This window comes from Streptomyces sp. NBC_01288 (assembly GCF_035982055.1).
GTDB lineage: Bacteria > Actinomycetota > Actinomycetes > Streptomycetales > Streptomycetaceae > Streptomyces.
This window is the reverse complement of the sequence record NZ_CP108427.1, coordinates 9,907,362-9,932,965: the sequence shown is the minus strand read 5'-3', so window position 1 is coordinate 9,932,965 and position 25,604 is coordinate 9,907,362. Positions and strand designations below refer to the sequence as shown.

The window sequence follows — 25,604 nt, the reverse complement described above, 5'->3', positions numbered from 1 at the left end:
CGGTCGTGAATCCCCCCTCCAGTGGCAGGGAGCTGGACGGGCGCCAATTCCCTTCTGGTGGACATGGGTTGAGCCGTCGTCAATCTCCGCCCGGTGGAGGCGAGTCGAGCCGTCACCAACACCTGCCCAGTGGACGCGAGTCCAGCCGTCACCAACCCGGCCCGGCGAACACGAGCCGAACCGTCACCAACCCCAGCCCGGCGAACACGAGCCGAGCCGCCGCTAATCCCCTTGCAGTGGCGCGGAGTTGGGCAGCCGCTAATCCCCTTCCGGCGCCGAGGAGTTGGGCAGGCGCAGCGTGAACACGGACCCCGCGCCGGGTTCGCTCGTCGCCTCGACCGTGCCGTCGTGGGCGGCGACGAGGTCGCGGACGATGGACAGGCCCAGGCCGCTGCCTCCGGTGCGGCGGCTGCGGGACTGGTCGGCGCGCCAGAAGCGTTCGAAGACGTGCGGGAGGCTCTCGGGCGCGATGCCGACGCCGGTGTCGGCGACGGTCAGGACGATGTCGTCGCCGTCGCGCCACGCGGTCACGGTGACGGTGCCGTCGGCCGGGGTGTGGCGCAGGGCGTTGGAGACGAGGTTGCCTAGGACCTGGCGCATGCGGACCGGATCCGCCTCCAGCCAGAGGGAGTTGTCCGTCTTGCCGGTGAGGGCGACCCCGGCCGTGTCCGCGGAGACGCGGTACGCGGCGACGACCTGGTCGACGAGGTCCTCGACGCGCACGGGTTCGCGGTGCAGGCGCAGGGTGCCGGCGTCGGCGGCGGCGAGGTCCTGGAGGTCGTCGATGACCCGCTGGAGGACCATGGCCTCCTCGTGCAGGGAGCCGAGCAGGGCCGGGTCGGGTTCGACGAAGCCGTCGCGGGTGACCTCCAGCCAGCCGCGGATGTTGGTGAGGGGGCTGCGCAGTTCATGGGCGATGTCGCTGACCATGGCCTTGCGCTGGGCCTCCATGCGTTCCCGGCGTTCGGTGAGGTCGTTGAACGCCTCGGCCAGGATGCCGGTCTCGTCCCTCGTCCTCACCGGTACCCGGACATGCAACTCCGGTGGCTGCTGGGCCGCTTCGGTCAGCGCGCGCAGGGGTCGTACGAGTCTCGTGGCGACGACCGCCGTCACCAGGACCGTGAGCGCCAGTACGGCCGCCGCCGCGCCGACGACCTTGGCCTTGTTCGCCGGAGAGACGGCGAAGCGGGGTGCGGTGGTGTCCCCGCCGCCCAGGAAGAGTTCGGCCACCGGCGCTACGTAGGGGTCGAGTTGGGCGCGGCGGGCGCTGTCGGTGCAGGCCTCCGCCGTTCGGATGGCGGCCGCGGAGCCCAGCTTGGTGTACTCGCCCGTGACGTAGCGGGAGCCGAGGCTCTTGTCGAAGACGTCGACGCCGAAGTACGGGACCTTGAAGCTCACGCCTCCCTGCGTCAGGCAGGGCTGGGCGCGCACGATCAGGCTCTTCAACGCCTTGCTCTCGGTGGTGGTCGGGGTGTTGAGCCTCCCGTCGGCGCACGGCTCCGGCACGGAACCATTGGCGTCGTTGCCGTCCGCGTCGGTGAGAACGGGACGGCCGCTCGGCGTCATCGTGATGGTCGTGTCGATTCCGCTCTGTTTGAAGCACGCCTGACGGTCCTTGGCCAGCTTCGCCAGCCGGACCCGCTCCTTCGCGGTCAGCCGGTACGGTCCGACGACCCGGGGGTCGAGGCCGCTGAGCTGTGCGCCGGGTTCCGTGTACGTGTCGGTGTGCAGGGGGTCGACGCTCGCGGCGGCCCGGGGCGGCAGGGAGGTGCCGTGTGGTGCGGAGTCGGCGATGAGGACGCGGTCGGTGGTCGTGAGGGCGATGCGGCGGCCCATCTTCTTCGACAGGGCGCGGACGGTGGGCGCGACGCCCTTCCACTCGGGGTGGGTCGCCGCGTAACCGCTGAGCTGCGCGAGGATGCGCATGTCGTCCGCGAGGTCCTGGCCCTGTTCCTCCTGGATGGCCCGGGTGGTGGTCTCCACCGCGAGCCAGGCGGTCGCCCCGACGGAACAGAGGGCGATCAGCACGGTGGCGACGAGCAGCCGGACCAACAGCCGCTTGCGCAACGGTATCCGGGGCCTCACGCGCGACCGCCGCGCAGCTTGTAGCCGACGCCGAACACGGTCAGCAGCCGGACCGGCCGTCGCGGGTCGGCCTCGATCTTCTTGCGCAGGTTCATGATGTGGACGTCGACGGCCCGTTCCGTGGACGCCCGGTCTAGGCCCCGGGTGTACTGGAGCAACTGCCGCCGGGAGAAGACCCGTTCGGGTTCGGCGGTCATGGCGAGGAGGATCTCGAACTCGGCCGGTGTGCAGTCGACGGGCACCCCGTCGCAGCGCACTTCGTGCCGTACCGCGTCGACGGACAGTCCCGCGGCCCGTACGACGGTTTCCTCCTGGCGCTCCTCGGTGGTGCGGCCGCTGCGCCGCAGGACCGTGCGGATGCGGGCCATCAGCTCGCGCGGGCTGTAGGGCTTGGTCATGTAGTCGTCGGCGCCGAGTTCGAGGCCGAGCAGTACGTCGTCCTCGGTGGAGCGGGCGGTGAGCATCAGGACGGGGATGTCGTCCTCGCCGCGCAGCACCCTGCACACCCCGAAGCCGTCGATCACCGGCAGCATGAGGTCGAGCACCACGAGGTCGGGTCTCAGTTTCCGGGCCGCCGCGATGGCGGCGGCCCCGTCGTGGACCACGGTCGCGGTGTGCCCTTCCGTCAGCAGGGAGCGTCGTATCAGCTCGGCCTGCATCTCGTCGTCCTCGGCGACCAGCACATGTGCGCACACGTGGCGGATCCTAAGCCGTCAGTGGTCGAGTGCGGCGGCGTCGCCCATGACGACGACGGGGTGCCGTGCCGGGTCCAGGGTGCGCAGGAGTTCCTTCATGTGGTCCTCGGCGATGCTGACGCAGCCGTGGGTGGGGCCGCCGTGGTCGACGTGGATCCAGATGCCGCCGCCGCGCGAGGAGCCGAGGGGGCGGGTCCAGTCGAGGGGTGAAGTGCCGGGCTGCCGGTTGTAGTTGATGGCGATCACGTAGTCGAAGGACCCGGCGAGTGGTTCGCCCTCGAAGCCGGTGCCGGGCGAGACGAAGCCCCTCCCCTGGTCGTACGACAGCTTGGTGCCGGGGTCCTTGAGCAGTCCGCCGGCGTCGGTGAGCGAATAGACACCGATCGGCGAGCGCAGGTCACCGGCCATGTGGTGGCTGGACCAGCCCTTGAGCGCGTTGTGCGCGGCCCAACTGGCGGTCCGCTCCCAGCCGTCGTCGGTGCGCTCGTACAGGGCGAGGGTGGAGAGGGGCGAGTCCTCGCCCCGGCCGGTCACCAGGACGACCTGTTCGGTGGCCGCGGGTATTCGGGCCAGCGTCTTCGGCCCCACGCCCGGGAGTTGGCGGGGAGCCGCCTCGGCGGACACCTCCGACGAGGGCGAGGGCGCGGACGAGGAGGCGGGAGTGGGGGCGGACGTGTGGTCCGTCGCCGCCAGCGCACCGCCGCCGCATCCCGTGAGGAGAACGGATGCGGCGACGAGTACGACCGAGGGAATACGAGTGATCATGAGTCGACGATGACCGACACATGTGAGGAACTCGTCAGTTCCTACGGCTGGGTCGGCTTGCCTTTCGTGTAGAGCCAGGTGTGGAAGAGGGCATCGAGGCTTGTGCCCGATTTTTGCTCCGCCAGGCTGACGAACTGCGCGGTGGTTCCGTGGCCGTGGCGGTGTGCGCCCGCCCAGGCCCGCAGGATCGCGAAGAAGGTCTTGTCGCCGACGGCCAGGCGCAGTTCGTGCAGGGCCATGGCGCCGCGGTCGTAGACCGGCGTGCCGAAGATGTTCGCGCCGCTGCCCGGGTCGCCGGGCGGGAACGACCACAGGTCGTCGGTCGCCTTGCGGGCGTACAGCGCGTCGAAGGTCTGCTGGGCGGTCTTGCCGCCGTGCTGCTCGCTGTAGAGCCACTCCGCGTAGGTCGCGAAACCCTCGTTGAGCCAGATGTCCTTCCAGGAGGTCAGCGACACGGAGTCGCCGAACCACTGGTGGGCGTTCTCGTGCACGAGGGTGCTGAGGTCCGGCGCCGAGTCGTAGATCGGCCGCCCCTGCGTCTCCAGCGCGTACCCGACGTCCGGGGCGTGGTCGACGATCGACCCGGCCGAGCGGAACGGGTACGGCCCGAACAGCTTGCTCTCCCACTCCAGGACGGCGGGCAGTTTCTTCAACACGGGCGCCGCGGCGGCGACTTCACGCGGGTCGACGGCGTTGTACACCTTGACCCCGTCGCGGGTGGTGTACTGCTCGACCTTGAACTTCCCGACCGTCGCGGTGGCGAGGTAGGCGGCCATCGGCTCCGGCGCGTGCCAGCGGAACGTGGTCTTCCCGTGCGCGGTCTTCTGCCCGAGGAGCACACCGTTGGCGACCGCGGTACGCCCCTGCGGGACCGTGATCGTGAAGTCGTACGACGACTTGTCCTTGGGGTGGCTGTTCGCCGGGAACCACGTCATCGCGCCCTGCGGCTCGCCGGCCACGAAGGCGCCGTCGTCGGTGGCGATCCAGCCGTCGGCCGAGCCGTCCGGGTCGGTGACCTGCTGGGGGACGCCGTTGTAGGTGACGGTGACCTGGAACCGCTGCCCCTTGCGGACGGCCCGGCGCGGGGTGACGACGAGTTCCTGCCCGTCGCGGCGGAAGTCCGCCTTGGCGCGGTCGACGGTGAGTCCGGTGACCTTGAGGCCCTTGAAGTCGAGGTCGAAGCGGGTGAGCTTCTCGGTGGCGCGGGCGGTGAGGACCGCCTTGCCGTCGAGCCGGCGGCTCGTCGGGTCGTAGCGGAGCGTCAGGTCGTAGTGGGCGACGTGGTAGCCGCCGTTGCCGGAGAGCGGGAAGTACGGGTCTCCCGCGCCGGCCGAACCGATCGTGGTGGCGCCCGCGGGTGCGGCGGCCGCGAGCAGGGCGGTGAGGGCGACGGGGACGGTGGCCACGACTGCGCTGCGGCGGAGGACAGCGGTGCGTCTTGTGGACTGCTGCCGGAGTTGCGTCACATGCGCTCCTAGCGGGTGAGGGGGGTTGATCATCCGCCTCAGAGACTAGGCCGCCGACTCCCTCCCGATCCCTCTTGTTAGTGCAAACTTGTTCGGCACTTGGTGAGCGGCTAGGTGTATTGGCCCGCAGGGTTGTTGACGCGGGTGATGGGTGGCTGGCCGCCGAGTGCGGTGTGGCGAGAGGGCGTGCCGGGGCTGGGGGCACCTCCCACGCCTTTAAGGCAGTGGGGGAGGGACTTTGCGGACACTGCCTAGTGGCTGCGCGCGAGGAGCGGCGGTTCCGGAGCGGGCGTGGGGGCGGCCCGGTCGATGGCGCGCAGTTCGTCCAGGCTGTCGGCGAGGGTGCGGCCCGCCAAGGCGTGCAGGACCGCCGCCTCGGTCTCGTCGGTGAGCCTCAGGAAGTACTCGGCCGAGTGGTTGGTGACCAGGCACTCCCGGGGCCCCTCCGGCCGGGGGGCCCACAGCGGCTTGTCACCGATGGACGAGCGGTAGATCTCCTCCAGCGTGATCCGGTCCGCGGGCCGGCCGAGGCGGACGCCTCCGCTGCGGCCCTTGATGGACGCGACGAGACCGTCCTGCACCAACGGCACCATCAGCTTGCGCACCAGGCTCGGGTTCGTGTCCAGACTCCTGGCGAGCTGGGTCGAACTGAGGACGGGACTGCCCGACTCCTCGGCATGGCCCAGCAGGAGCATGGCCTTCAGCGCGCTGGAGAACCGCACGTCCAGCATGGTCGTACCCCTTTTCTTCCGCTTCTTCCGCCGCTCGGTCCGGGTGAGCCCCGACGCCTCCATATTAGCAACTCTTACAGTTGCACTTCCGTCGAAGGATATGTACTTTTCACACATGCAGATTGCGGCCGCCCAAGGCGCCCGTCCGAGAGAAAGTGAACTGGAGAACGTCATGAGCACCGAGACCGAGATCAGGCAGATCGTCTCCCGCTACACCCGGGCCGCGGACCAGCGCGACGGCGAGGCGTTGGCACAGCTCTACGAGGCCGACGCGGTCGTCGAGGTCCACTACCACCGCGGACCCGACGGGACGGAGCTGCTGGGCAAGCTCTCCGGCGGAGCGCAGATCGCGGAGGCCATGTCCACGGCCATGGCACCGCACCCGCCGCTGGGCTGGAGCCACCACACCACCTACGACCACCTGGTGTCCGTCGACGGCGACGAGGCCGCCATCGAGACCCAGTTCATCACCTTCGACGTCGTCGGAATCAAGAAGCCCGAGGGCGGCTGGCCCGAGGGCACCTTCGGCGCCCAGGGCACCATCAAGCCCATCGAGTCCGGGTACTACCGCTTCGCCTTCCGCCGGACCGACGGCGTGTGGCGCATCCGGCACCAGGACGTCATCCACGACATCCCGTACGTCTACTGACCGCTCGACGGGGCCCCTTGCAGCCCGCCCCGGCACTCGTACGGCGGGCTGCACCCCTTCAGCGACCACCGCGGCTCGGCACTCGATCGGGAGGTTCTCCCCGGCATGGCGACACTTGGACTCATCGGCAGTGGAAACATCGGCAGCACACTCGCCCGGCTGGCGGTCGACGCCGGACTGGACGTCGTGCTCAGCAACTCACGGGCGCCGCAGACACTTTCCGGCCTCGTGGACGAACTGGGGCCGCGAGCCCGCGCGGCAACTCCCGCGCAGGCGGCGGCAGATGGGGACTGGGTCGTCGTGACGATCCCGGTCGGCGCCGTGGCGGCGGTTCCCCGGGAGCCCCTCGTCGGCAGGACGGTCATCGACACCGGCAACTACTTCGCCCCGCGTGACGGCACCATCCCGGAACTCGAAGCGCGAGAACTCACCGACAGCGAACTGCTCCAACGACACCTGCCCGAGGCGCACGTCGTGAAGGCGTTCAACAACATCAACTACCAACACCTCAGGGCGTTGCCGCGCCCCGAGCACGCGCCCGACCGCACCTCCCTGCCGATCGCCGGCGACGACCCGGCCGCGAAGCGGCACGCCGCCGAGTTGCTCTCGCTGCTCGGCTTCGACGCCCTGGACATGGGACCGCTCGCCGAAGGCTGGCGCTCACAGGTGGGCACTCCGGTCTTCTGCGCGCCGTACTCGGTGACCAAGGACGACCGGTACAGGAACCAGCCGGCCGCGCCCGCGTCCGCCGCCGAGATCCGCGCGGCGCTGGCGGCGGCACACCGCTGAGCCACGAGCAGGCGTCATACGCGGCTGTCTACGTGGTTCCGCCGAAGTCCCCGCCCCTCCCCGCCCCTCCCCGTCGCCCAGGTCGAGGCGCTCGTACGGCACGAACGGCGACGACGGGACCGGTGGCAGGCAACGCCCCTGAAATACGGGGAGGTCGGGCGATCCTGCTCGGGGCGGGGATGCTCCTGGCCGGGTGTTCGGTCTCCGTCTCCAGGGCGGAGCCGCCCATGTGCCCCGGCCCGTTGCACGCCACGGTCCTGCTCGCCCCGACAACTACCGGGTGATGTCCGGTACGGCGAGGCCGAGTTCGCGCTCGCCGAGGGGTGCGAAGAACCGCTCGACGTCCGCGTCGCCGACCTCGGCGAGCGTCGGCGGCGACCAGTGCGGGGTGCGGTCCTTGTCGATGACCTGGGCGCGGATGCCTTCCACCAGGTCAGGGGTGGCCAGGGCAGCGCAGGAGACGCGGTACTCCTGGTTCAACACGTTCTCCAGCGGGCCGAGTCGGCGGGCCCGGCGGAGCGCGACAAGGGTGACCTTCAGCGCGGTGGGCGACTTGGTCAGCAGGGTTTCGGCGGTCTGCTTCGCCACGCTGTCGCCGTGGTCGAGCAGGCGCTCGATGATCTCCTCGACGGTGTGGGCCACGTAGCAGGCGTCGATCCAGGCCCGCGCCTCCGCCAGTTCACCGGGAGGCGCCTCGCGCGCATAGCGGCCGAGAACCTCGCGTACCGGCATGTGGGCGAAGGCGTCGTGGAGTTGAGGCAGGGACGCGGAAGGGATGTAGTGGTCGGCGAGGTCGCAGTGCAGGGCGTCGGACGCGCCCACCGCGACTCCGGTCAGCGCCAGATGGGTGCCTAGTTCGCCGGGCACGCGGGCGAGGAGATGGGTACCGCCCACGTCCGGTACGAAGCCGATACCCGTCTCCGGCATGGCGACCCGCGACCGCTCGGTGACGATCCGGAAGCCGCCGTGCGCGGAGACGCCGACGCCGCCACCCATGACGATGCCGTCCATGACGGCCACGTAGGGCTTCGGGTAGCGGGCGATACGGGCGTTGAGCCGGTACTCGTCGCGCCAGAAGGCCGCCGACGCCGAGCCGTCCCCGTCCCGCGCGTCGTTGTGGATGGCGCGGATGTCGCCGCCTGCGCACAGGCCCCGCTCCCCCGCGCCGGTGAGGACGACGGTCTCCACGGCCGGGTCGTGCTCCCAGGCCGTCAGCGCCTCGTCGATACGGCGGACCATGGTGTGGGTCAGGGCGTTGAGGGCCTGGGGCCGGTTGAGGGTGAGGTACGCGGCGCGCCCCTCGACACGTACGAGCACGGAGTCGTCGGTGCCGTTCATCCGAACACCTCTGTCAGGCCGCGGGCCACGATGACGCGCATGATCTCGTTGGTTCCTTCCAGGATCTGGTGGACCCGCTGGTCGCGGACGATCTTCTCGCTACCGTATGCGCTCAGGTGGCCGTGGCCGCCACGGAGCTGGAGGGCGCGGTCGGCGATGTCGAGACGGCCGCCGTTGAGCGCGCACAGAGCGATGCAGAAGTCCTCGCCCTCGGGGCCGAGCAGCCGGTCGGCGGTCGGCGGTCGGCGGTCGGCGATCGGCGATCGGCGATCGGCAGTCAACCTGACGCCGTCCAGGGCGACTTGGCGGGGCGGCCGGGTGCTCGGGAACCGTCCGGATCAGCAACCGGTGCGGGTGCCGTGAAGCACACAGGCGCCCGGAAGCGGGCCTTGCGGGCGGCCCGGCGGAAGGTGGTCAGAACCGCGGGCCCGGCCAGCAGGACGCAGACGAAATTCGTGACCGCACGGCCGGTGTCCCAGCCCAGGGACGTGGCGAGGTCGAAGACGAGATAGCGGTGCCACTGCTCGGTGAACGGCAGACCGGGCAAGTAGGCGATGGAACTGTTCGGATCGAGGGAGAACGGCCAGAAGGAGAGGTTGAGCAGGAACCCGAACAGATAGCCGGAGAGCGATCCGTAGACCGCCAGCATCAGCACCTCGTACCGGCCTCGCGTCCGCGGCAGGAACCCGGCGAGCATGCCGACGAAGGCGCAGCCGAACATCTCGTACGGCATCCAGGGCCCGACCCCGCCCGTGATGAGCGCGGAGGCGAACAGCGAGGTGCAGCCGAGGACGAAGCCGAAGCCGGGCCCGTAGACACGGCCCGCGACGACGAGGACGAAGAAGACGGTCTCGATGCCCGCGGTACCGGCGCCCAGCGGGCGCAGCGCCGCGTTGACGGCGGACAGCATGCCGAGCATCGCGAGCGCCTTGGAGTCGATGCCGCCCTCGGCGATCTCGGAGAGGACGACGCACAGGACGAGCACCAGGAGCACGCCGAAGATGAGCGGGGGCGCGTAGTTCGAGCCGAACGTGCCCGGTGCGACGACGAACGGCCAGAAGAACGCGACCAGTCCGAGGAACGCGGCGAGCACCATCACGACGCCGACACGCAGGGTGAGCCGGATGGCAGGGGCGGTCATGAGCGCGGCTCCCCGTCCAGCAACGGTCGCGCCTGATCAACCGTCAGGAGGGGCAGTGGGGCGAGGATCTTGGCCGTCTGCGGGGCGAACACCGGTGAGGCGACGATGACTTCGGTGGTGGGTCCGTCGGCGACGATGTCGCCCTCGGCCATGACGACGACCCGGTCGGCGGCGCGGGCCACGAACTCGACGTCGTGCGTGGCGATGACGACGGCACGCCCTTCGGCGGCGAGTGCGTCGACGATCCGGACGAGTTCCGTCTTGGCGCGGTAGTCCAGGCCGCGGGTCGGTTCGTCGAGGAGCAACACCCTTGGCGCGGCGGAGAGTTGGATGGCCAGGAAGAGCGCCAGCCGCTGCCCCTCGGACAGGTCGCGTGGATGCGTGTCCTCGGGGATACCGGGCGCGAGCCTGTCCAGGATGGCGCGAGCGGATTCCCCGGAGGCCGACTCGATGTCGGCCTGGCCGAGTTCCTGTTTGACGCTTTCGAGGTAGAGCAGGTCGGCGGGTGTCTACGGAACCAGGCCTACGGCCTTTCGCGCGTCGGCGGCGGACAGTTCGCGCTGATCGCCCGGGGCGTCGGCGACCTCGACGGTTCCGGCGCGGCGCGGGCCGGATCCCTGGAGGGCCCACAGCGGGGAGGACTTGCCGGAGCCGTTGCGGCCCATGAGCGCGGTGACCCGGCCGCCGTGCAGGTCGAGGTCGACTTCTCGGACGGCCGGCACGCCGTGGTAGGTCACCGTCACTCCGCGCGCGGTCAACAGCCGTGGACCGAGGGCGACTTGGACCGAGCGGACGGGGCCGGGTGTGCGTCCGGTCAGCCGGGTGCGCAGGGGCGCGGCGGCGCGGCGGGCGTCGCGGATGGACAGCGGCAGCGGGGACCAGCCTGCGGCCCGGCCGAGTTCCACGATCGGCGGCGCGATCGTGGACGTACGCAGGATGTCGGCCGGTGTGCCGATCACCGCGCGGCCGTCGCCGGGGAGGTGGATGATCCGGTCGGCGTACTGGACGACCCGTTCGAGGCGGTGCTCGGCCATGAGGACGGTGACGCCGAGGTCGTGGACGAGGCGGGTGACGGCGGCGAGGACTTCCTCGGCGGCCGTGGGGTCGAGGGCGGAGGTGGGTTCGTCGAAGACGAGGACCCGGGGGTGTGCGGTGAGGACGGAGCCGATGGCGACGCGTTGTTGCTGGCCGCCGGAGAGTTCGTGCAGGGCGCGGTGGCGCAGGTCGGCGAGGCCGAGCAGGTCCAGGGTCTCCTCGACGCGTTTACGCCTGGTCGCGGGCGGGATCGCCAACTGCTCCATGGCGTAGGCGAGTTCCTCCTCGCCGGGCGAACACACCAAGCCGATGACCTGGGAGGCGGTGCGGGCCGCGCGACCGGACGTGATGCTGGTCCTGCCGTGCCGCTTCCCACCCGAACAGACCCTGCGCGAGGCCGAGTTGCTGACCGGACTGCCGGGCTGGGCGGAGCTGCCCGCCGTACGCGACGGCCGGGTCTGGGTGGTGGACGGACCGTCCTACTTCAACCGTCCGGGGCCACGAGTGGTGCGCGGTGCGGAGGTGCTGGCCATGTCCTGCACGGGGTGCGGGCCGGGCAGCCGGTGACCGCCGCCGAGGCCCGCACGCTGTGAGCCTCTCCGCTCCTCCGCTCCTCCGCTCGTTCGGCGCAGGTCAGCGGCGGTGCATCGTCTGGAGTGCCTCGACCAGCACTTTCGGGTCGTGGCCGCCCTTGTAGACCGGCGGTGGTTGCCGGTCCAGGTCCAGGAGTTGGGCTACGGCGGTCCAGGCGGTGCGTACCGAGTACTCGACGGTGAAGACGACGTCGTCGGGGACCTCGGCGTACTGGCCGATGAAACCAAGGTTGGTGGAGCCCTCCGGGACGACCTGCGGCCGGTCTCCCGAACTGCGCACCAGGAACTGGCTGGTGATGTACGGCATCAGCGCCGGGATGACGATCGAGTGGTCGAGGATCCGCGGACCCTCCTCGAAGCGGAGGTGGTGCAGGACCTCGTCCAGGATCTCCCGGCCCGTGCACTCGCGCATCGGCTTGCGGACGAAGTCGCCCTCCCTGTCCGGGAAGAGGCCGTAGCCCCACCACACGAAGGTGTCCTCGGGCTGTTCGCGGAAGTGCGGCTGGTGGTTGAGGACGATGGTGAGCAGCCAGTTGGAGTCCTTGAACGTGATCAGCCCGCCCTTGCCGGCCTCGCTGCCGCTGAACTTCTCCATCAGCTCGAAGAAGGTCGGATCCTTCGTCGTGACCGTGAAGGACGCCCAAGTGGAGTCGGCGATGGAGGAGTTGAAGACCGACGGGTCCCCCAGCAGACCCGACCGGTCCGACCGACCCGGTCGCTTCGCCGCGAGCGTCTCCCACAGCCGCCAGGATCCCGCGTCACCGGAGGTGTCCAGTACGGGCGCGGTGTCGGTGGAACCGAGCGTGGAGTCGGCGGTCATCGAGCCGTTGGTGACCAACACCAGGTCACCTGGGCCGAGTTCCGTCTCCTCGCTACGGCCCTCCCGCGTCCAGGCGAGGGCCTCGACGGTGAGGGCGTCCCCGTCGGCGAGACGCAAGTCGGTTACCCGGGTGCCGAGTTGGACGATCACCCCCTGCTCGGTCAGCCACTTCGACAGAGGCCGCACGATGGAGTCGTACTGGTTGAAGCGGGTCCGGTAGATCCCCGACATGGAGTCGAAGGTCTTGAAGAGGTGCACGAAGCGGTTGAGGTAGCGGCGGAACTCGATCGCGCTGTGCCACGGCTCGAAGGCGAACGTCGTGCACCACATCCACCAGAAGTTGGTACGGAAGAAGCCCTCGCTGAAGCAGTCCGTGATGCGCTTGCCGTCCAGCAGCCCCTCCGGGGTGCCCACGCACTTCACCAGCTCCAGCCGGTCGCGCTCGGAGAAGCCCATGGAGTGCGTGTCGACCACCTTGCCCGCCGCGTCGACGAGCCGGGCGTGGTCGTCCCAGGCGAAGTCCTCGTGGAAGGCGAAGGTGTCCTCGGTCACCGACTTCGACGGGTCGTCCAGCGACGGGATCGAGCCCAGCAGGTCGTACGTGCAGTCGAAGTGGATCTCGAACATCCGGCCACCGCGCATCGTGTACCCGGCCTCGGGCGACCCGGCCGCGTCAAGGCTGCCACCCTCCTTGTCCTGCTCCTCAAGCAGCAGGATGTCCGATCCCAGGAACCCACCCTCACGGATCAGGAACGCCGCCGCCGACAAGGCCGCGACACCGCTTCCCACCAGGTAAGCCTTCGCCATGAACGCCGTCCCTCCTCGATGCCACGACCACGGGCGGCCCGGGCGGAGGCACAGGCACTTCACCGGCGTGCGGTCGGCTTCCCCAGGGTCGGGCGCGGGGTGGTCGCTCGCAGCAGGGCGGGGCCGGACGGGTGATCTCGCCGAGAGGTGGCGGGCTACCAGCGGACGCAGTCCCTGCGCCAACTCGTCGAGCCTGACCGTGCGTTCGTCCACCCACCCATTCACCCCGTGATCCAGCTCGGGCCGGCGCCTCTGTGAGCCCATCGGAGCAGGCCGGCGCAGCGGATCGCGCAGGGCGGCCGGCGTGGACGTACGACTGGAGTATTAGAGCGTGTTCGAATTCATTGCGAGCCCACCGCCTGTCGCGAAGTCTGTCGGTGCACCGTCAGCCGACCGAGCACGGTGCAGGGGGAGAGCCGGCCGTGGCCGACGCGATGGTGGAACAGGCTCAGAGATTCATCAACAGCTATGACGTCGACGGCATCCCGAAGGTGGAGGTGGACGGCAGGACCAGCTGGACGGTGATGTTCGCGCTCACACGGGCGCTTCAGCACGAGTTGGGCATGACCACCCTGGCCGACAGTTTCGGACCGGCCACGCTGGCGGCTCTCCAGTCCCGCTTCCCCGTCATCGACGCCAACACCCGCAACGGCAACATCTACCGGATCGTGCAGTCCGGCCTGTACTGCAAGGGGTACGACGGCGACCAGATCAACGGCGACTACACGGAACGCGTCTCCGCGTCCGTCACCAGCCTCAAGCGGAACATGGGCGTCGACGCCGCCTACCCCGGGGACAGCCTGACCCCCAAGGTGTTCAAGGCCCTGCTGACGATGGACGCGTACGTGCTCGTCGAGGGCGGCACGGACGCCATCCGCTCCGTCGAGCAGTGGCTCAACAGCCGTTACGTCGGCCGCCGGGACTTCTTCGTGATCCCCTGCGACGGCAACTTCTCCAGGGACGTGCAGAAGGCGCTGATCTACGCCATCCAGTACGAGATCGGCATGAGCGACGACGTGGCCACGGGTGCGCTCGGTCCCGCCACGAAACAAGGGCTGCGCGACCACACCGTGGCCCAGGGCTCCACCGGCGCCTGGGTCGCCCTGTTCAGCGCGGCGATGCTCTTCAACCGGCGACCAGGAAGCTCCTTCACCACGACCTTCGACGCCGGACTCGCCTCCAGGGTGCGGGACTTCCAGAGTTTCGTACGGCTCACCGTGAACGGTCAGGGCGACTTCCCCACCTGGGCCTCCCTGTTGGTGTCCACGGGCGACAACACCCGCGCCGGCACCGCCTGCGACACCGTCACCGAACTCACCGCCGCCCGCGCCACGGCCCTGTACTCGGCCGGCTACCGGTACGTCGGCCGCTACCTCTCCAACGTCCCGGGCTCCACCCTCAACAAGCAGCTCCAGCCCGGGGAGTTGACGGTCGTCGCCGCGCACGGGCTCAACGTCTTCCCGATCTACCAGACCTACGGCGGCGAGGCGGCGTACTTCCGTCGTGAGCAGGGCATCGCCGACGCCCACGCCGCGATCGAGCGCGCCCGCCACTACGGCTTCAAGGCGGGCACCCGCATCTATTTCGCCGTCGACTTCGACGCCCTCGACTACGAGGTGACCGACAGCGTCCTGCCGCACTTCCGCGGCATCAAGGCCACGATCGACGAGTACGGCCCCGAGTACCGGATCGGCATCTACGCCCCGCGCAACGTGTGCAGCAGGGTCGGGGCGGAGGGACTGACCTCGGCCAGTTTCCTGTCCGACATGTCGACGGGATTCTCGGGAAACCTCGGTTACCCGCATCCCGCCGACTGGTCGTTCGACCAGATCGCCACGATCTCCGCCGGCAGCGGCTCCGGCGCGATCTCCATCGACAACGACATCGCGTCGGGCCGTGACGAGGGGCAGAGCGGCTTCCTGGAGGAGAACGACGACAGCCACCTGGACGGCCGGTTCGACACGTTCTTCCGGGACGTGCTGCTCGCCGACGTGCAGAACTACTTCGTCAACTCCATGGGCGTGCCTGAGCAGGGCGGTGAGGGCACCATGGCCTACAGCACCCGCACCACCACCCAGTCGTTCCAGGCGGTGATGGACCTCGACTGGCTGATCACCTCCGTCTCCCGTACGTACGGCATGCGCAAGGCCCTGATCCAGTGCCCGCTGCTGTGGGAGATCAGGGCCTACAACATCGCCGACAAGGCCGCGGACGACGCCGTCGAGGCCGGCCTGAGCGACGAGAGCAGCACCGGCCTCGGCCAGATCCGGGCGCACACCGGCATCGGTGCCCGCAACTACTGCGTGGACGCGGGCATCATCACCGGCCGCATCATGAACGCCGACAACGCCGACGACCTCTCCACGATGTGGCACAACCTCCACGACGACGACGTCTACAACGTGAGCACCGTTCCGGCCGTACTCGTCCAGGGAGCCGCCCTCGTCGGCGTCGCCCGTCCGTCCGTCGCCAGCGGCGACGACGACAGCCGAAGGATCATGGGCCGGTACAACGGAACCGGCGACGGAGCCGAACGCTACGGGAACGCGATGATCGGCCTCTACGCCGTCTTCGAGAAGTACAACAGCCTCATGCGCGACTGACCGCGCCTCCCCCACTCACGTACTTCACCCTCTCTCCCCGGAGCCACGCCATGTCCCTACCCAGCCCTGCCCCGACCCGGCGCGTGCTGCTGCGCACGGCCACCGGACTCGCCGCCGCCGTGGCGGTACCCGGACTCGCCACCGCCGCCGCTGCGGCAACGGACGCGCCCGGCCTCGCAGTTGACCCGTCTTCCCGAGTCGACCCGCGCACGGGCGGCACCAGCGCGAACGGCTGGCCCATGGAGAAGGGCACCGACATCGGGGGCGCCGTATGGACCAGAGCCGTACCGGGCACCGGCGCCACCGTCGCGCTGCGGCTCGGCGCCGCCTCCGCCGTGCTCGTCCATGTGATCAGCCGCTACCACTACGAGATCGAGGCGCTCGAACCGGTCGACGTCCAGGGCTTCCAGGCGCCCCGGGGCCTGACCGGTTTCCGGACCAACTACGCCTCCGGCACCGCCGTCGCCCTCCGCCCGGGCGCCCATCCGCCGGGCACGACCGGCACCCTCTTCCCCGCGCAACGCGCCGCGATCGCCGACATCGTGGCCGACTGCGCGGGGGTCGTGCGGTGGGGCGGCACCTTCAGCACCCCCTATGAGGCCCACTTCCAGATCGACGTTCCGCCGTCCGACGACCGCCTCGCGCGACTCGCCGACCGGATAGGACGCCGCGATCTCGCGCTCGGGCAGGGCCCGGGAACGTTCGCCCTGCGCGGCTGAGACGTCACCCCACACCACAGCCACAGAACATGCCCACGACCACGAGGAGACAGCAGTGAGAAACACCGCGAAATCGCTGGCCGCGACGCTCGCCGTCATGGCGGCGACCGTCGTCACGGCCGTCGGCGTCATCGCCGCCCCGGCCTCCGCCGCGCCTTCCGGGGCGCAGTACGACACGGCCTGCAACGTCACCTACTCCTACATCTCGGCCGGTTCCCACCACGGTGCCGGCGAGGTGAACTACTGCAGTCTGTGGGGCGGCAGCATCGGGGTGCGCTCGGCACCCGGGTCCAGCACCCTCGTGGGCACCGTCAACAGCGCCAACATCAACTGGTTCCGCGGCGACACCCTGAGTTCCACGTTCTGTTCCGGCAGCTACTGCAACAACGCCTGGGCCTTCACCGAGGCGGACAACGGCAACTGGGGCTGGGTACCGGAGGTGTACTTCTCCAGCTCCAACACCACCTGGGACCCGAACCTCCGCTCCTGCACCAGCCAGGCGGGCCTCTGCGCACCGTTCTAGAACCCGGCTGACGGAACACCGGCCACCGGGAACCATGAGCCGTTCATGGCCGCGGCGCGTGTGCGCCGCGGCCATGAACGGCGTCGCCCGCGCTCAACTCCCGCGGTGCGACGAGCCGTAGACCACAGGCCTGTCTACACCTCGATGTGCCAGCCCATGATGATCGTCCGGTCTCGGGGCAGGCCGAAGTGCTCGGCGGCGTCGGCCGTGATGTGGGAGGTGGCGATGAACAGCCGTTTACGCCAGGGGGCCATCGTCGGGGCCGGGCCGCGCCGGAGGTCGATCGTCGACAGGAAGTAGGACGCCTGGTCGAGCAGCAACGGCCCCTCCGTGTCGGCCGGGTCGAGCATCGCCAGCGTGGCGGGCACGTCCGGTGTCTCCATGTAGCCGAACCGGGCGGTGACGTGGATGATCCCGTCGTCGGCGTAGCCGAGGCCGTCGACGACGATCCGCCGGTCGGCCGGGATACGGGGCACGGGTTCGGTCTCGATGGACAGGATGACGACCTGCTCGTGCCGTACGTGGTTGTGTTCCACGTTGGCGCGCATGGCCAGGGGCGCCGTCTGCTTGCTCCGGTTGAGGAACACCGCCGTACCGGGGACCTGGAGCACCGGCCGTTCCCCGCTGCGGAGTTGGTCGACGAACTCGCGCAACGAGCCCTCGTGTTCCGCGCGTTCCGCGGTGACGACCTCGCGGCCGCGCTGCCAGGTCGTCATGACGGTGAACGCGGTGATGCCGATCAGCAGCGGCAGCCACGCGCCGTGCACGAGCTTGGTCAGGTTCGCCGCCACGAACAGCAGGTCCACGGAGAGCAGCAGGGTCGCGCCGGTCGCGATGAGCCACAGGGGCGTGCCCCATTTCGCGCGGGCGACGTAGAAGAACAGCAGGGTGGTGATGGTGATGGTGCCGGTGACCGCCATGCCGAACGCGAAGGCCAGCGCGGCGGAGCTGCGGAACGCGAAGACGAGGGTGAGGACGGAGACCATGAGCAGCCAGTTGATCCAGGGGACGTAGATCTGGCCGATGGTGGATTCGGAGGTGTGGGCGATCCGCAGCCTCGGGAGATAGCCGAGTTGGGCCGCCTGGGAGGCGACCGAGTACGCGCCGGTGATCACGGCCTGGGAGGCGATCACCGTGGCCGCCGTGGCCAGCAGGACCATCGGCCAGCGTCCCCAGTGCGGCACGAGCAGGAAGAACGGGCTGCTGATGTTGGCCGGGTCGTCGAGGATCAGCGCGCCCTGGCCGAAGTAGCTGAGGACGCAGGCGGGGAAGACGAGGAGCAGCCAGGCGCGGGTGATGGCCCGGCGGCCGAAGTGCCCCATGTCCGCGTAGAGGGCCTCCGCGCCGGTGACCGCGAGCACGACCGCGGCGAGTGCGAAGAAGGCGGTGCCGAAGTGGCCGAAGAGGAAGCCCAGGGCGTAACTCGGCCACAGCGCGCGGAGGATGGCCGGGTGATCGGCGATGGCTACGACGCCGCACGCGCCGATGGCCACGAACCACAGGATCATGATCGGCCCGAACACCCGCCCCACGGCCGCAGTTCCTCGCCGCTGCACCAGGAACAACAGAACAATGATCACGGCGGTGATGGGCACGACCGCGTCGTCCAGCGACGGTTCGACGACCTTGAGCCCCTCGACCGCGGACAGCACCGAGATGGCAGGGGTGATCATGCTGTCGCCGAAGAACAGCGAGGCACCGAAAATACCCAGCCCGGTCAGTACGACGGCAGCGCGCCGCCCCCGCTGTGAACTCCATTGCCGCACCAGCGTGATGAGCGCCATGATGCCGCCCTCACCCTCGTTGTCGGCGCGCATCGCCAGCAGCACGTAGGTGACCGTGACGATGACCATCACCGACCAGAAGACCAGTGACACCACCCCGTACACGTTCTGCGTGCTGACCGGGACCGGGTGCGGGTCGCTCGGGCTGAACACGGTCTGGAGGGTGTAGATCGGGCTGGTCCCGATGTCACCGAAGACCACCCCGAGAGCCCCGATCACCACCGCGAGCCGCACCGTGTCCCGCATGCTCGCGGGACGAGCCTCCGGCGGCCCCGCCGTGGACCCTTCGTCCGCTACGGCCCCGTTCCCACGCTCGGCCATGGTGATCCTCCCTCTGGCGGACCGCGCTACCGCGGGTCCGGTGCATCGGGGCGGACACTACCCAGGCGCCGGCGCAATCGCCCGCAGGCGCCCGCCACTTCACCTCGCACCGTGTCGCGCCACGGACGATGAAGTGCCGGGTGCCGGTGCTCGCGCGCGCTGGGCGGTCAGGACGGCTGGACCTGGTCGAAGACGGCGATGGCTTCGGCGGGGTCCGGGCTCACGAGGCGTTCCAGACCGGCCGTCGTGATCTTCGCCCACCTGCCGGCCCGTGCCCACATCTGTTCTTCGAAGGCGCGGACGGCCTCGTCCAGATCTCCACGGCCGGGGGCGGCGGCGATGGACTCGGCGAGTTCGGCGCCTTCCAGCATTGCGAGGTTCGCGCCCGCGCCCAAGGGGGGCATCAGATGGGCGGCGTCGCCCAGCAGCGTCACCCCGGGAACGTGGGTCCAGGTGTGGGACACGGGCAGGACGTGGAAGGGGCGGTGGACGAACGCGGTGCCGTGGCGGAGGAGGTCGAGGACGGGAGCGGCCCAGCCGTCGAACAGTGCCAGCAGGCTCGCCCGCACGGCCTCGGCGTCGGCCAGGTCCAGGTCCGTGTGCCAGTCCAGCGGCGCGCGGAATTTCGTGTACACCTTCACGTGACCGCCGCTGTTCCGCTGGGCGACGAGGCTTCGGTTCACGCCGTACACAGCCACGGAACCGTCGCCGATCAACCGGGCGAGATCGGGGTGGCGGGTGTCGACGTCGTCGAGAGAGGTCTCGACCGAGGTGACGCCGGTGTAGTGCGGCGTCGCCGGCGAGAGGGCCGGTCGGACCCGGGACCAGGCGCCGTCCGCGCCGACCACGAGGTCGTACGTCTCCTGTCGCCCGTCCGCGAAATGGACCTGTACGCCGTCCCGAACGCCCGGCACCACCCGCGTCACGCCCCGGCCCCACTGGACGTCGAGAGGGCCGAGCAGCAGGTCACGGAGTTGCCCGCGGTCGATCTCGGGATTGGCCCGGTCATCCGGGCGGGGTCGCCAGTCGCGCAGCACGGTCCCGTCGGTGTCCAGGATGCGCATGGCCTGCCCCTCTGGACGGGACAGTGCCTCGAACTCCGCCCGTAGCCCCGCCTTGTCCAGCGCGAGCCGGCCCAGCCCTTCGTGCAGGTCCAGCGTGCCGCCCGGTGGGCGGGCGTCGGGGCCAGGATCGTGTTCGAGGACGGCGACAGAGTGGCCATGGCGGTGCAGGACACGGGCGAAGGTAAGGCCGGCGGGGCCGCTCCCGACCACGGCGATGCGTTGTCTCATGTCGATACACTGTATTGACTCGATACGACGCATCGCAACAGTACGATGTGGGCATGACTGTGTGGGACAGGCCGGAGCCGCCGACTCGCCCCGTGCCGCTGGACCGGGAGCGGATCGTCGCCGCCGCGATCGCGCTGGCCGACGAGGGCGGGCTGGAAGCGGTGTCGTTGCGCAAGGTCGCCGCCCGGCTGGAGGCCGGCCCGATGCGGCTGTACGGCTATATCGCCACCAAGGAGGAGCTGTTCGACCTCATGGTGGACGAGGTCCAGGCCGAGATCCTCCCCGAGGAGCAGCCCGGTGACTGGCGGGAGGCGCTGCGCGTCCTCGCCCACCGCACCAGGCAGACCGCGCTCCGTCACGTATGGCTGGCCGATCTGCTCGGCGGCCGCCCGGCCCTGGGCCCGAACGGCCTCGCCGTGACCGAGGCGACGTTGTCCGCCCTCGACGGTCTCGCCGACATCGACACCGTCATGCGTGCCGTGGAGACCGTCAGCGCCTACTCCACCGGCGCGATCAGGCGCGAGATCGCGAACCTGCGGGCCGAGCGCGCCACGGGCCTGTCCAAGCGCGACTGGCAGCGCGCCCACGGCCCGCATGTGACGAGCATGTTGGCCACGGGCCGCTTCCCGGCGCTGGCCAAAGCGGTGCACGACGGTACGGACGTGGACGCCGAGACATCCTTCACGACCGGCCTGGACTGGGTCCTCGACGCCGTGGCCGCCAAACTGCCCCGGCCGGCGGCGTGACGCCCCGCGTCAGATGCGCAGGTCCTTTGTGACAGTGGAGGCAGGGGTGCTCAGTACGGCATCGAACGCATCGATGACAGGAGTCCGCACGTACGTCCCCTGCAGCCGGACGCGGTCGGGGCCGTCGGAAGCCTCCGTGCGGGCGCTGCGGAGATCGGCGATTCCGAGTCCGAGGCCGACGTCCCCGAAGGCGGCTTCGATGCTTCCGGAGTCGGGTGAATCCAGTGGACTGTCCGCGAGGGTGAAACCGAAGGGTGCCGTCTCGTCGCGTTGCATGTCCGCGGTGTGTCCGGTGACGCTGGTCAGGCCGAGGGCGAAGTAGTCGTCGCCGAGGGCGCGTTGGAGTTGCTGTCCCATGGGGAGCCCGGTGAGGTGCCCGTCGAAGGAGATGGGTGTCGTCTGGATGTGGGCATTGTGGGCGACCAGGACGAGACGGGCGCCGGGATGGAGGCGTTCCAGGTGCCAGAGGACCGATCTGGCCATGTAGGCGTCGCGGGCCGAGGTGTCGGCGGTGAGGCCGTCCCCCGCGAACAGGCCGGCCATGGCGCGGAAGGTGTAGTCGGCGTGGCAGGCGCCTTCGAGGCGGTGCAGGGCGAGGTCGTAGTCGTGCCGGTCGTCGTGGGTGGCGTAGAGCGGTTCGAGCGCGCGGAACCGGACGAGCAGGCGCGCCAGGATCGCGGTGAGGGCGTCCTGTTCGGCGGCGGACAGGCGTGCCCAGGCGGGTGCGGCGACGGCCGCGGAGCCTCCGGCGAATGATGCGGCGATCCGCATCGCCGTCTCGACGGCCGGCACGGTCTCGGGGTCGACACGGCTCAGGTAGTCGGCGACCGGGGCCAGGGCGGGCAGCAGGGAACCGCCCGCCGCCGGGATGTCGACCCCGACGAAGCGCACCGGTGATGAGGCGGCGGTGCGGTTGTGCCGGCGGACCCATCGCAGGGGCTCGGTGAGGCCCACGGGCACCGCCGTGGCGAGATGGGCCGCCAGGTCCTCCTCGGTTCCCTCTCCCCCGGCCCAGGCGTCCAGGGGGAAGCCTTCGCTGAAGCCGTACTCGAAGGCCAGGACGGTGAAGCCGCAGCGTTCGACGAGGAACCGCAGGATGCGGCGGCGCAGCAGTGCGAACTCCTCGATGAAATGGGAGTGTTCGCCGATCGCGACGACACGGGCGTCCCCGATGATGCCGCGCAGCGGTGTCAGGTCGTCGAGCGGTGCCTCGGGGTCGAGGTGGGTGAGTGGCACGGCATGTTCGCGAAGCCAGTCGGCGAACGGGGTGCCGGGGGATGAACGGGTCATGCTGACGGCTCGATTCTCAGTGCGGGAGGGGGCCGGGTGCTACGGCCTCCAGGTCGTCGACGGTGCCGGACATGACCGTGCGGAGATGTTCGGTGAGATGCGGCAGCGGCCAGTCCCACCAGGCCAGTGCGAGAAGGCGCTCGATGTCGGCGTCGGTGTGGCGGCGGCGCAGCAGTCTCGCGGGGTTGCCGCCGACGATGCCGTAGTCGGGGATGTCGTCGACGACGACGGAGCCGGAGGCGATGATCGCTCCGTGGCCGATGCGGACGCCGGGCATCACCATGGTCCCGTAGCCGAACCAGACGTCGTTGCCCACCGTGGTGTCGCCCCGTCCGGGCAGACCGGTGATGAGGTCGAAGTGGTCGGACCAGGAACCGCCCATGATCGGGAAGGGGAACGTCGAGGGGCCGTCCATCCGGTGGTTGGCGCCGTTCATGATGAACCGCACGCCCTCGCCCAGCGCGCAGAACTTCCCGATGACGAGCTTCTCGGGCCCGTAGTGATAGAGGACGTTGCGGGTCTCGAAGGCCGTCGGGTCCTCGGGATCGTCGTAGTACGTGAACTCCCCGACCTCGATCAGCGGTGAGGTCACCAGTGGCTTGAGGAGTACGACCCGAGGCTGGTCCGGCATCGGATGCAGGAGGGTCGGGTCGGCGGGAACGGGCGGCATCTGTGATCGCTTTCTCTTCAGCAGGGGGCGGTCAGACGTCGCCCTCGGGGGCGCCGAACCAGCGGGTGAGTGCCTCGCGCAGTGCCGGTACGGCGTCGTCGGGGCTCTCGTCGGCGGCCGCGGCCCAGGCGATGTGCGCGTCGGGGCGGATCAGGAGGGCGTCGGCGGGGCGGTCGTCGGTCTTGGCGGTGTGGACGTCGACGCGGGAGTGCCAGTCTCCGGCCGCCCGGCGGAGATCCTCGCGGTCGGCGAGGTCCAGGAGCAACGGGCGTGCGGTGTGCAGGAGTTCGCCGACGTCGGTCACTCCCCCGTCGCTGTGCAGGGTGAGGTCGGGGACGAACGCTCCGGCCAGCGGGTGGTGGCCGGATGATCCGGGCATCGGGTAGCGGATGTCGGTGCCGGCGAGAAGGGAACCCAAGCGGCGCTGCGGCTGCTCGTCGGCGAGCAGTTCCTGGAAGACCTCGCGGAGTGCCTCGGCGGCCGGGTCGGTGCCGCGCCGCAGCGCCACTTGGGCCTGGGTGTGCAGCATGGTGCGCGCGCCGGCGAGGTGCCGTTCGTCGTGGTAGGTGTCCAGCAGACCGTCGGGTGCCCGACCGTGGATGTCGGCGGCCAGCTTCCAGGCCAGGTTGACCGCGTCGAGCATGCCGGCGTTGATGGCCACACCGGTCGCCGGGAACAGGTGCGCCGCGTCACCGGCCAGCAGGATCCGCCCTTTTCGGTACTGCTCGGCCTGCCGGGCCTTGAAGGTGAACCGCGACAGCCGGATCGCCTCGCGCACGGGGAGATCCGTGCCCAGGACGCGACGGAGGCTGTCCTGGAACTCGGTCAGGGGCATCGGGACGTCGTCGTACTCCTCGGCCTCGTCCTCGGTGGTGAAGAGGGAGACCACGGGTGAGTCGGGCGATGCGCCGACGCCCAGGAGACCGCGGTCCGTTCGCGTGAAGCCGCCGGGGACCGTGCCGTGTCCGGCGACGTCGAGATCCCCGTTGCCGAGCACGGTCACCGTGTCGGGAAAGGTGACCTGGGCCAGCCGGTTGACCTCCGGATAGGCGGTGCCGGGGAAGGCGATGCCCGCCCCGTCGCGGATCCGGCTGCGGGCGCCGTCGCAGCCCGCCAGGTACCGGGCCGTCACGCGGTACGGCCCGTCCGGGCCGAGCACCTCCGCGGTCACCGCCGCCGTGTCCTGGACGACCCCGGACACCTGGTGCCCGCGGCGGATCTCGGCACCGAGTTCACCGGCGCGTTCGGCGAGCACGTCTTCGAGCCGCTGTTGCGGAAGCGGCAGGGCGTGCAGCGGAGGATCGGCGAGCCGGGTGAGATCGAGATGGATGCCGCCGAACGGGAACCGGGGCGCCGGGACGGGGCCGGTGCAGGCGGCCTCGCATCGCTCCAACAGGCCCCGGTGGCGCAGCAGTTCCAGGATCCGTCCGCCGAGGCCACCGGCCTTCGCGGTGTCCCGGCGGTGCGACTGGCGCTCCAGCACCAGCGGGCGCACCCCGGCCAGGCGCAGTTCGCACGCCAGCATCAGCCCGGTCGGACCGGCTCCCACGACGATCACGTCGGTATCCATGCGACCTCCCCCTACGGCAGCACGGCACGTGCCGAATGCCGCGCCGTCAAGGAGAGTTCATGAACCGGCACTTCGTCAAGAACGGCACGTGCCGTGCCGCTAGCATGTCGGTATGACAGATCCCCCTCGTGGCGCCGACCGGACCGAGGCCATCATGCGGACCACTCTGGAGCTGGGCCAGGAGATCGGTTACGCCAGGCTCAGCATCGAGGCGATCGCGGCCCGGGCCGGCGCGGGCAAGCACACCATCTACCGCAGATGGCCGTCGAAGGGCGCCCTGTTCCTGGACTCCCTGCTCTCGCTGCACCAGTCCGACCTGGACTACCCCGACACGGGCGACATCGTCACCGATCTGCGCACCCAGATCCACGCGGCCGTCGACCTTCTGGGCAACCCGCCCTTCGGCCCGCTGTACCAGGCCCTGGTCGGAGAGGCCCAGTACGACCCGCAGGTCGCCGCCGCCCTCAACGAGCGCTTCATCGCCCCGCAGGCCGCCATGACCGTGGCCCGCCTGAAAAAGGCACGAGATGCAGGGCAGTTGTCGCCCGCCTTCGACCTGAGCCTGGCCATGGCGGTCCTTTCCGGCCCGCTCTACTTCCAGTTCCTGATCACGCAGGAGCCCTTGACCCACGAGTACGTCGACCGTGTCCTCCACGCCCTCTTCAACGGCATGGGGAAACCCTCGCAAAGCCCGTCGCCCGATGTCGATTCAGGAGAGTCATGACAAGCAGGTTCACCGAGTTGGTCGTCGACTGCCGTGATCCGGAGCGGCTCGCGGCCTTCTGGTGCGAGGTCCTGGACTTCAAGGTGATCGACCGGGGCGAGGGCAGGGTCGAGATCGGCTCCTGGGTGCCGACCGTCGAGGAGGTCCGGGCCCGCCAGATGCCGCCCACCCTGCAGTTCATCCAGGTGCCCGAGGACAAGACCGTCAAGAACCGGCTCCACCTCGACGTCAGCCCGATCGACGGCAGCACGGCGGACGAGGTGACCAGGCTGCTCGGCCTCGGCGCCACCACGGCTGATGTGGGCCAGGGTGCGGATCGGAGCTGGGTGGTCATGGCCGATCCCGAGGGCAACGAGTTCGATGTGGTGCGGAGCCTGGCGCCACGGGAGAACCAGGACGCGATCACGGGCACGGTGGTGAACACCTCGTAGCCGCCGCTGAGTTCAGG

At 70.0% G+C, this 25,604-nt stretch carries 22 protein-coding genes and 2 pseudogenes; 9 read left to right on the top strand and 15 right to left on the bottom strand.

The window, feature by feature from the left end:
- Positions 1 to 258: 258 nt before the first annotated feature.
- From OG194_RS44685 to OG194_RS44665, 5 genes are all read right to left on the bottom strand, one after another.
- Positions 259 to 2,085: a sensor histidine kinase gene (locus OG194_RS44685; RefSeq protein WP_327406441.1), complete on the bottom strand. Its 1,827-nt coding sequence runs from the start codon at positions 2,083 to 2,085 to the stop codon at positions 259 to 261.
- The gene (locus OG194_RS44680; RefSeq protein WP_327406440.1) at positions 2,082 to 2,780 is read right to left on the bottom strand and encodes a response regulator transcription factor; all 699 of its coding nucleotides are present in this window, start codon (positions 2,778 to 2,780) and stop codon (positions 2,082 to 2,084) included. The genes OG194_RS44685 and OG194_RS44680 overlap by 4 nt, the downstream gene beginning before the upstream one ends.
- Positions 2,781 to 2,798: 18 nt before the next feature.
- Positions 2,799 to 3,545, bottom strand: coding sequence for a L,D-transpeptidase family protein (locus OG194_RS44675; protein WP_327406439.1), 747 nt, complete (start codon positions 3,543 to 3,545; stop codon positions 2,799 to 2,801).
- 41 nt (positions 3,546 to 3,586) lie between these two features.
- Positions 3,587 to 5,011, bottom strand: a complete 1,425-nt coding sequence (locus tag OG194_RS44670) for a M1 family metallopeptidase (protein WP_327406438.1) — start codon at positions 5,009 to 5,011, stop codon at positions 3,587 to 3,589.
- Positions 5,012 to 5,262: 251 nt separating this feature from the next.
- Positions 5,263 to 5,742, bottom strand: a complete 480-nt coding sequence (locus tag OG194_RS44665; RefSeq protein ID WP_327406437.1) for an RrF2 family transcriptional regulator — start codon at positions 5,740 to 5,742, stop codon at positions 5,263 to 5,265.
- A 172-nt stretch (positions 5,743 to 5,914) separates the two neighbouring features.
- Between OG194_RS44665 and OG194_RS44660 the strand changes: the two genes are divergently transcribed.
- Together OG194_RS44660 and OG194_RS44655 are read left to right on the top strand one after the other, a co-directional pair.
- Entirely contained in the window at positions 5,915 to 6,391 is a 477-nt protein-coding gene (locus OG194_RS44660) for a nuclear transport factor 2 family protein (RefSeq protein WP_327406436.1), read from the top strand.
- Between the two features lie 105 nt (positions 6,392 to 6,496).
- Positions 6,497 to 7,180: an NADPH-dependent F420 reductase gene (locus tag OG194_RS44655; RefSeq protein ID WP_327406435.1), complete on the top strand. Its 684-nt coding sequence runs from the start codon at positions 6,497 to 6,499 to the stop codon at positions 7,178 to 7,180.
- 273 nt (positions 7,181 to 7,453) lie between these two features.
- Here OG194_RS44655 and OG194_RS44650 read toward each other — a convergent pair whose 3' ends face one another.
- From OG194_RS44650 to OG194_RS44635, 4 genes and pseudogenes are all read right to left on the bottom strand, one after another.
- Positions 7,454 to 8,518: an enoyl-CoA hydratase/isomerase family protein gene (locus tag OG194_RS44650; protein WP_327406434.1), complete on the bottom strand. Its 1,065-nt coding sequence runs from the start codon at positions 8,516 to 8,518 to the stop codon at positions 7,454 to 7,456.
- Positions 8,515 to 8,841, bottom strand: a pseudogene (locus tag OG194_RS47795) (acyl-CoA dehydrogenase family protein); the annotation flags it as partial. The gene OG194_RS44650 and the pseudogene OG194_RS47795, both read right to left, overlap by 4 nt.
- Positions 8,796 to 9,659: an ECF transporter S component gene (locus OG194_RS44640; RefSeq protein ID WP_327406433.1), complete on the bottom strand. Its 864-nt coding sequence runs from the start codon at positions 9,657 to 9,659 to the stop codon at positions 8,796 to 8,798. The pseudogene OG194_RS47795 and the gene OG194_RS44640, both read right to left, overlap by 46 nt.
- Positions 9,656 to 11,074, bottom strand: a pseudogene (locus OG194_RS44635) (ATP-binding cassette domain-containing protein); the annotation flags it as partial. The pseudogene OG194_RS44635 and the gene OG194_RS44640, both read right to left, overlap by 4 nt.
- Between OG194_RS44635 and OG194_RS44630 the strand changes: the two are divergent.
- Positions 11,004 to 11,261: an ABC transporter substrate-binding protein gene (locus OG194_RS44630; RefSeq protein WP_327406432.1), complete on the top strand. Its 258-nt coding sequence runs from the start codon at positions 11,004 to 11,006 to the stop codon at positions 11,259 to 11,261. The pseudogene OG194_RS44635 and the gene OG194_RS44630 overlap by 71 nt on opposite strands.
- A gap of 66 nt (positions 11,262 to 11,327) precedes the next feature.
- Here OG194_RS44630 and OG194_RS44625 read toward each other — a convergent pair whose 3' ends face one another.
- Complete coding sequence (locus OG194_RS44625; protein ID WP_327406431.1) at positions 11,328 to 12,914, bottom strand: oleate hydratase; 1,587 nt, start codon at positions 12,912 to 12,914, stop codon at positions 11,328 to 11,330.
- 422 nt (positions 12,915 to 13,336) lie between these two features.
- On the opposite strand from OG194_RS44625, the gene OG194_RS44620 reads away from it, so the two are divergent.
- From OG194_RS44620 to OG194_RS44610, 3 genes are read left to right on the top strand one after another with little or no spacing between them, the layout of a single operon-like run.
- The gene (locus tag OG194_RS44620; protein WP_327406430.1) at positions 13,337 to 15,517 is read left to right on the top strand and encodes a glycoside hydrolase domain-containing protein; all 2,181 of its coding nucleotides are present in this window, start codon (positions 13,337 to 13,339) and stop codon (positions 15,515 to 15,517) included.
- Between the two features lie 50 nt (positions 15,518 to 15,567).
- Positions 15,568 to 16,236 carry a hypothetical protein gene (locus OG194_RS44615; RefSeq protein ID WP_327406429.1) on the top strand — a complete coding sequence of 223 codons (669 nt, stop codon included), beginning with the start codon at positions 15,568 to 15,570 and terminating at the stop codon, positions 16,234 to 16,236.
- A gap of 55 nt (positions 16,237 to 16,291) precedes the next feature.
- A complete protein-coding gene (locus OG194_RS44610) occupies positions 16,292 to 16,759 on the top strand; it encodes a hypothetical protein (protein WP_327406428.1) in 468 nt (155 codons plus the stop codon).
- Positions 16,760 to 16,893: 134 nt separating this feature from the next.
- On the opposite strand, the gene OG194_RS44605 is transcribed toward OG194_RS44610, so the two are convergent.
- A complete protein-coding gene (locus tag OG194_RS44605; RefSeq protein ID WP_327406427.1) occupies positions 16,894 to 18,864 on the bottom strand; it encodes a potassium transporter Kup in 1,971 nt (656 codons plus the stop codon).
- Between the two features lie 167 nt (positions 18,865 to 19,031).
- Positions 19,032 to 20,156, bottom strand: coding sequence for an FAD-dependent oxidoreductase (locus OG194_RS44600; protein WP_327406426.1), 1,125 nt, complete (start codon positions 20,154 to 20,156; stop codon positions 19,032 to 19,034).
- Between the two features lie 53 nt (positions 20,157 to 20,209).
- Between OG194_RS44600 and OG194_RS44595 the strand changes: the two genes are divergently transcribed.
- Positions 20,210 to 20,902 carry a TetR/AcrR family transcriptional regulator gene (locus tag OG194_RS44595; RefSeq protein WP_327406425.1) on the top strand — a complete coding sequence of 231 codons (693 nt, stop codon included), beginning with the start codon at positions 20,210 to 20,212 and terminating at the stop codon, positions 20,900 to 20,902.
- A gap of 9 nt (positions 20,903 to 20,911) precedes the next feature.
- Here the strand turns inward: OG194_RS44595 and OG194_RS44590 are convergent, their stop codons facing one another.
- From OG194_RS44590 to OG194_RS44580, 3 genes are read right to left on the bottom strand one after another with little or no spacing between them, the layout of a single operon-like run.
- Positions 20,912 to 22,192 (bottom strand): erythromycin esterase family protein, encoded by a 1,281-nt coding sequence (locus tag OG194_RS44590; RefSeq protein ID WP_327406424.1) that lies wholly within the window; start codon positions 22,190 to 22,192, stop codon positions 20,912 to 20,914.
- Between the two features lie 16 nt (positions 22,193 to 22,208).
- Positions 22,209 to 22,862, bottom strand: coding sequence for a CatB-related O-acetyltransferase (locus OG194_RS44585; protein WP_327406423.1), 654 nt, complete (start codon positions 22,860 to 22,862; stop codon positions 22,209 to 22,211).
- 31 nt (positions 22,863 to 22,893) lie between these two features.
- On the bottom strand, positions 22,894 to 24,432 hold the full coding sequence (locus tag OG194_RS44580) for an FAD-dependent monooxygenase (protein ID WP_327406422.1): 1,539 nt from the start codon (positions 24,430 to 24,432) through the stop codon (positions 22,894 to 22,896).
- A 112-nt stretch (positions 24,433 to 24,544) separates the two neighbouring features.
- Here OG194_RS44580 and OG194_RS44575 point away from each other — a divergent pair, with 112 nt between their 5' ends.
- On the top strand, positions 24,545 to 25,156 hold the full coding sequence (locus OG194_RS44575) for a TetR/AcrR family transcriptional regulator (protein ID WP_327406421.1): 612 nt from the start codon (positions 24,545 to 24,547) through the stop codon (positions 25,154 to 25,156).
- Entirely contained in the window at positions 25,153 to 25,587 is a 435-nt protein-coding gene (locus tag OG194_RS44570; protein WP_327406420.1) for a VOC family protein, read from the top strand. The genes OG194_RS44575 and OG194_RS44570 overlap by 4 nt, the downstream gene beginning before the upstream one ends.
- Positions 25,588 to 25,604: the final 17 nt, after the last annotated feature.

Coding starts and splice junctions, on each gene's coding strand:
- OG194_RS44675 (WP_327406439.1), bottom strand. CDS start 3,545: ATGATCACTCGTATTCCCTCGGTCGTACTCGTCGCCGCATCCGTTCTC.
- OG194_RS44665 (WP_327406437.1), bottom strand. CDS start 5,742: ATGCTGGACGTGCGGTTCTCCAGCGCGCTGAAGGCCATGCTCCTGCTG.
- OG194_RS44660 (WP_327406436.1), top strand. CDS start 5,915: ATGAGCACCGAGACCGAGATCAGGCAGATCGTCTCCCGCTACACCCGG.
- OG194_RS44655 (WP_327406435.1), top strand. CDS start 6,497: ATGGCGACACTTGGACTCATCGGCAGTGGAAACATCGGCAGCACACTC.
- OG194_RS44650 (WP_327406434.1), bottom strand. CDS start 8,518: ATGAACGGCACCGACGACTCCGTGCTCGTACGTGTCGAGGGGCGCGCC.
- OG194_RS44640 (WP_327406433.1), bottom strand. CDS start 9,659: ATGACCGCCCCTGCCATCCGGCTCACCCTGCGTGTCGGCGTCGTGATG.
- OG194_RS44630 (WP_327406432.1), top strand. CDS start 11,004: ATGACCTGGGAGGCGGTGCGGGCCGCGCGACCGGACGTGATGCTGGTC.
- OG194_RS44625 (WP_327406431.1), bottom strand. CDS start 12,914: ATGGCGAAGGCTTACCTGGTGGGAAGCGGTGTCGCGGCCTTGTCGGCG.
- OG194_RS44615 (WP_327406429.1), top strand. CDS start 15,568: ATGTCCCTACCCAGCCCTGCCCCGACCCGGCGCGTGCTGCTGCGCACG.
- OG194_RS44605 (WP_327406427.1), bottom strand. CDS start 18,864: ATGGCCGAGCGTGGGAACGGGGCCGTAGCGGACGAAGGGTCCACGGCG.
- OG194_RS44600 (WP_327406426.1), bottom strand. CDS start 20,156: ATGAGACAACGCATCGCCGTGGTCGGGAGCGGCCCCGCCGGCCTTACC.
- OG194_RS44595 (WP_327406425.1), top strand. CDS start 20,210: ATGACTGTGTGGGACAGGCCGGAGCCGCCGACTCGCCCCGTGCCGCTG.
- OG194_RS44590 (WP_327406424.1), bottom strand. CDS start 22,192: ATGACCCGTTCATCCCCCGGCACCCCGTTCGCCGACTGGCTTCGCGAA.
- OG194_RS44585 (WP_327406423.1), bottom strand. CDS start 22,862: ATGCCGCCCGTTCCCGCCGACCCGACCCTCCTGCATCCGATGCCGGAC.
- OG194_RS44580 (WP_327406422.1), bottom strand. CDS start 24,432: ATGGATACCGACGTGATCGTCGTGGGAGCCGGTCCGACCGGGCTGATG.
- OG194_RS44575 (WP_327406421.1), top strand. CDS start 24,545: ATGACAGATCCCCCTCGTGGCGCCGACCGGACCGAGGCCATCATGCGG.
- OG194_RS44570 (WP_327406420.1), top strand. CDS start 25,153: ATGACAAGCAGGTTCACCGAGTTGGTCGTCGACTGCCGTGATCCGGAG.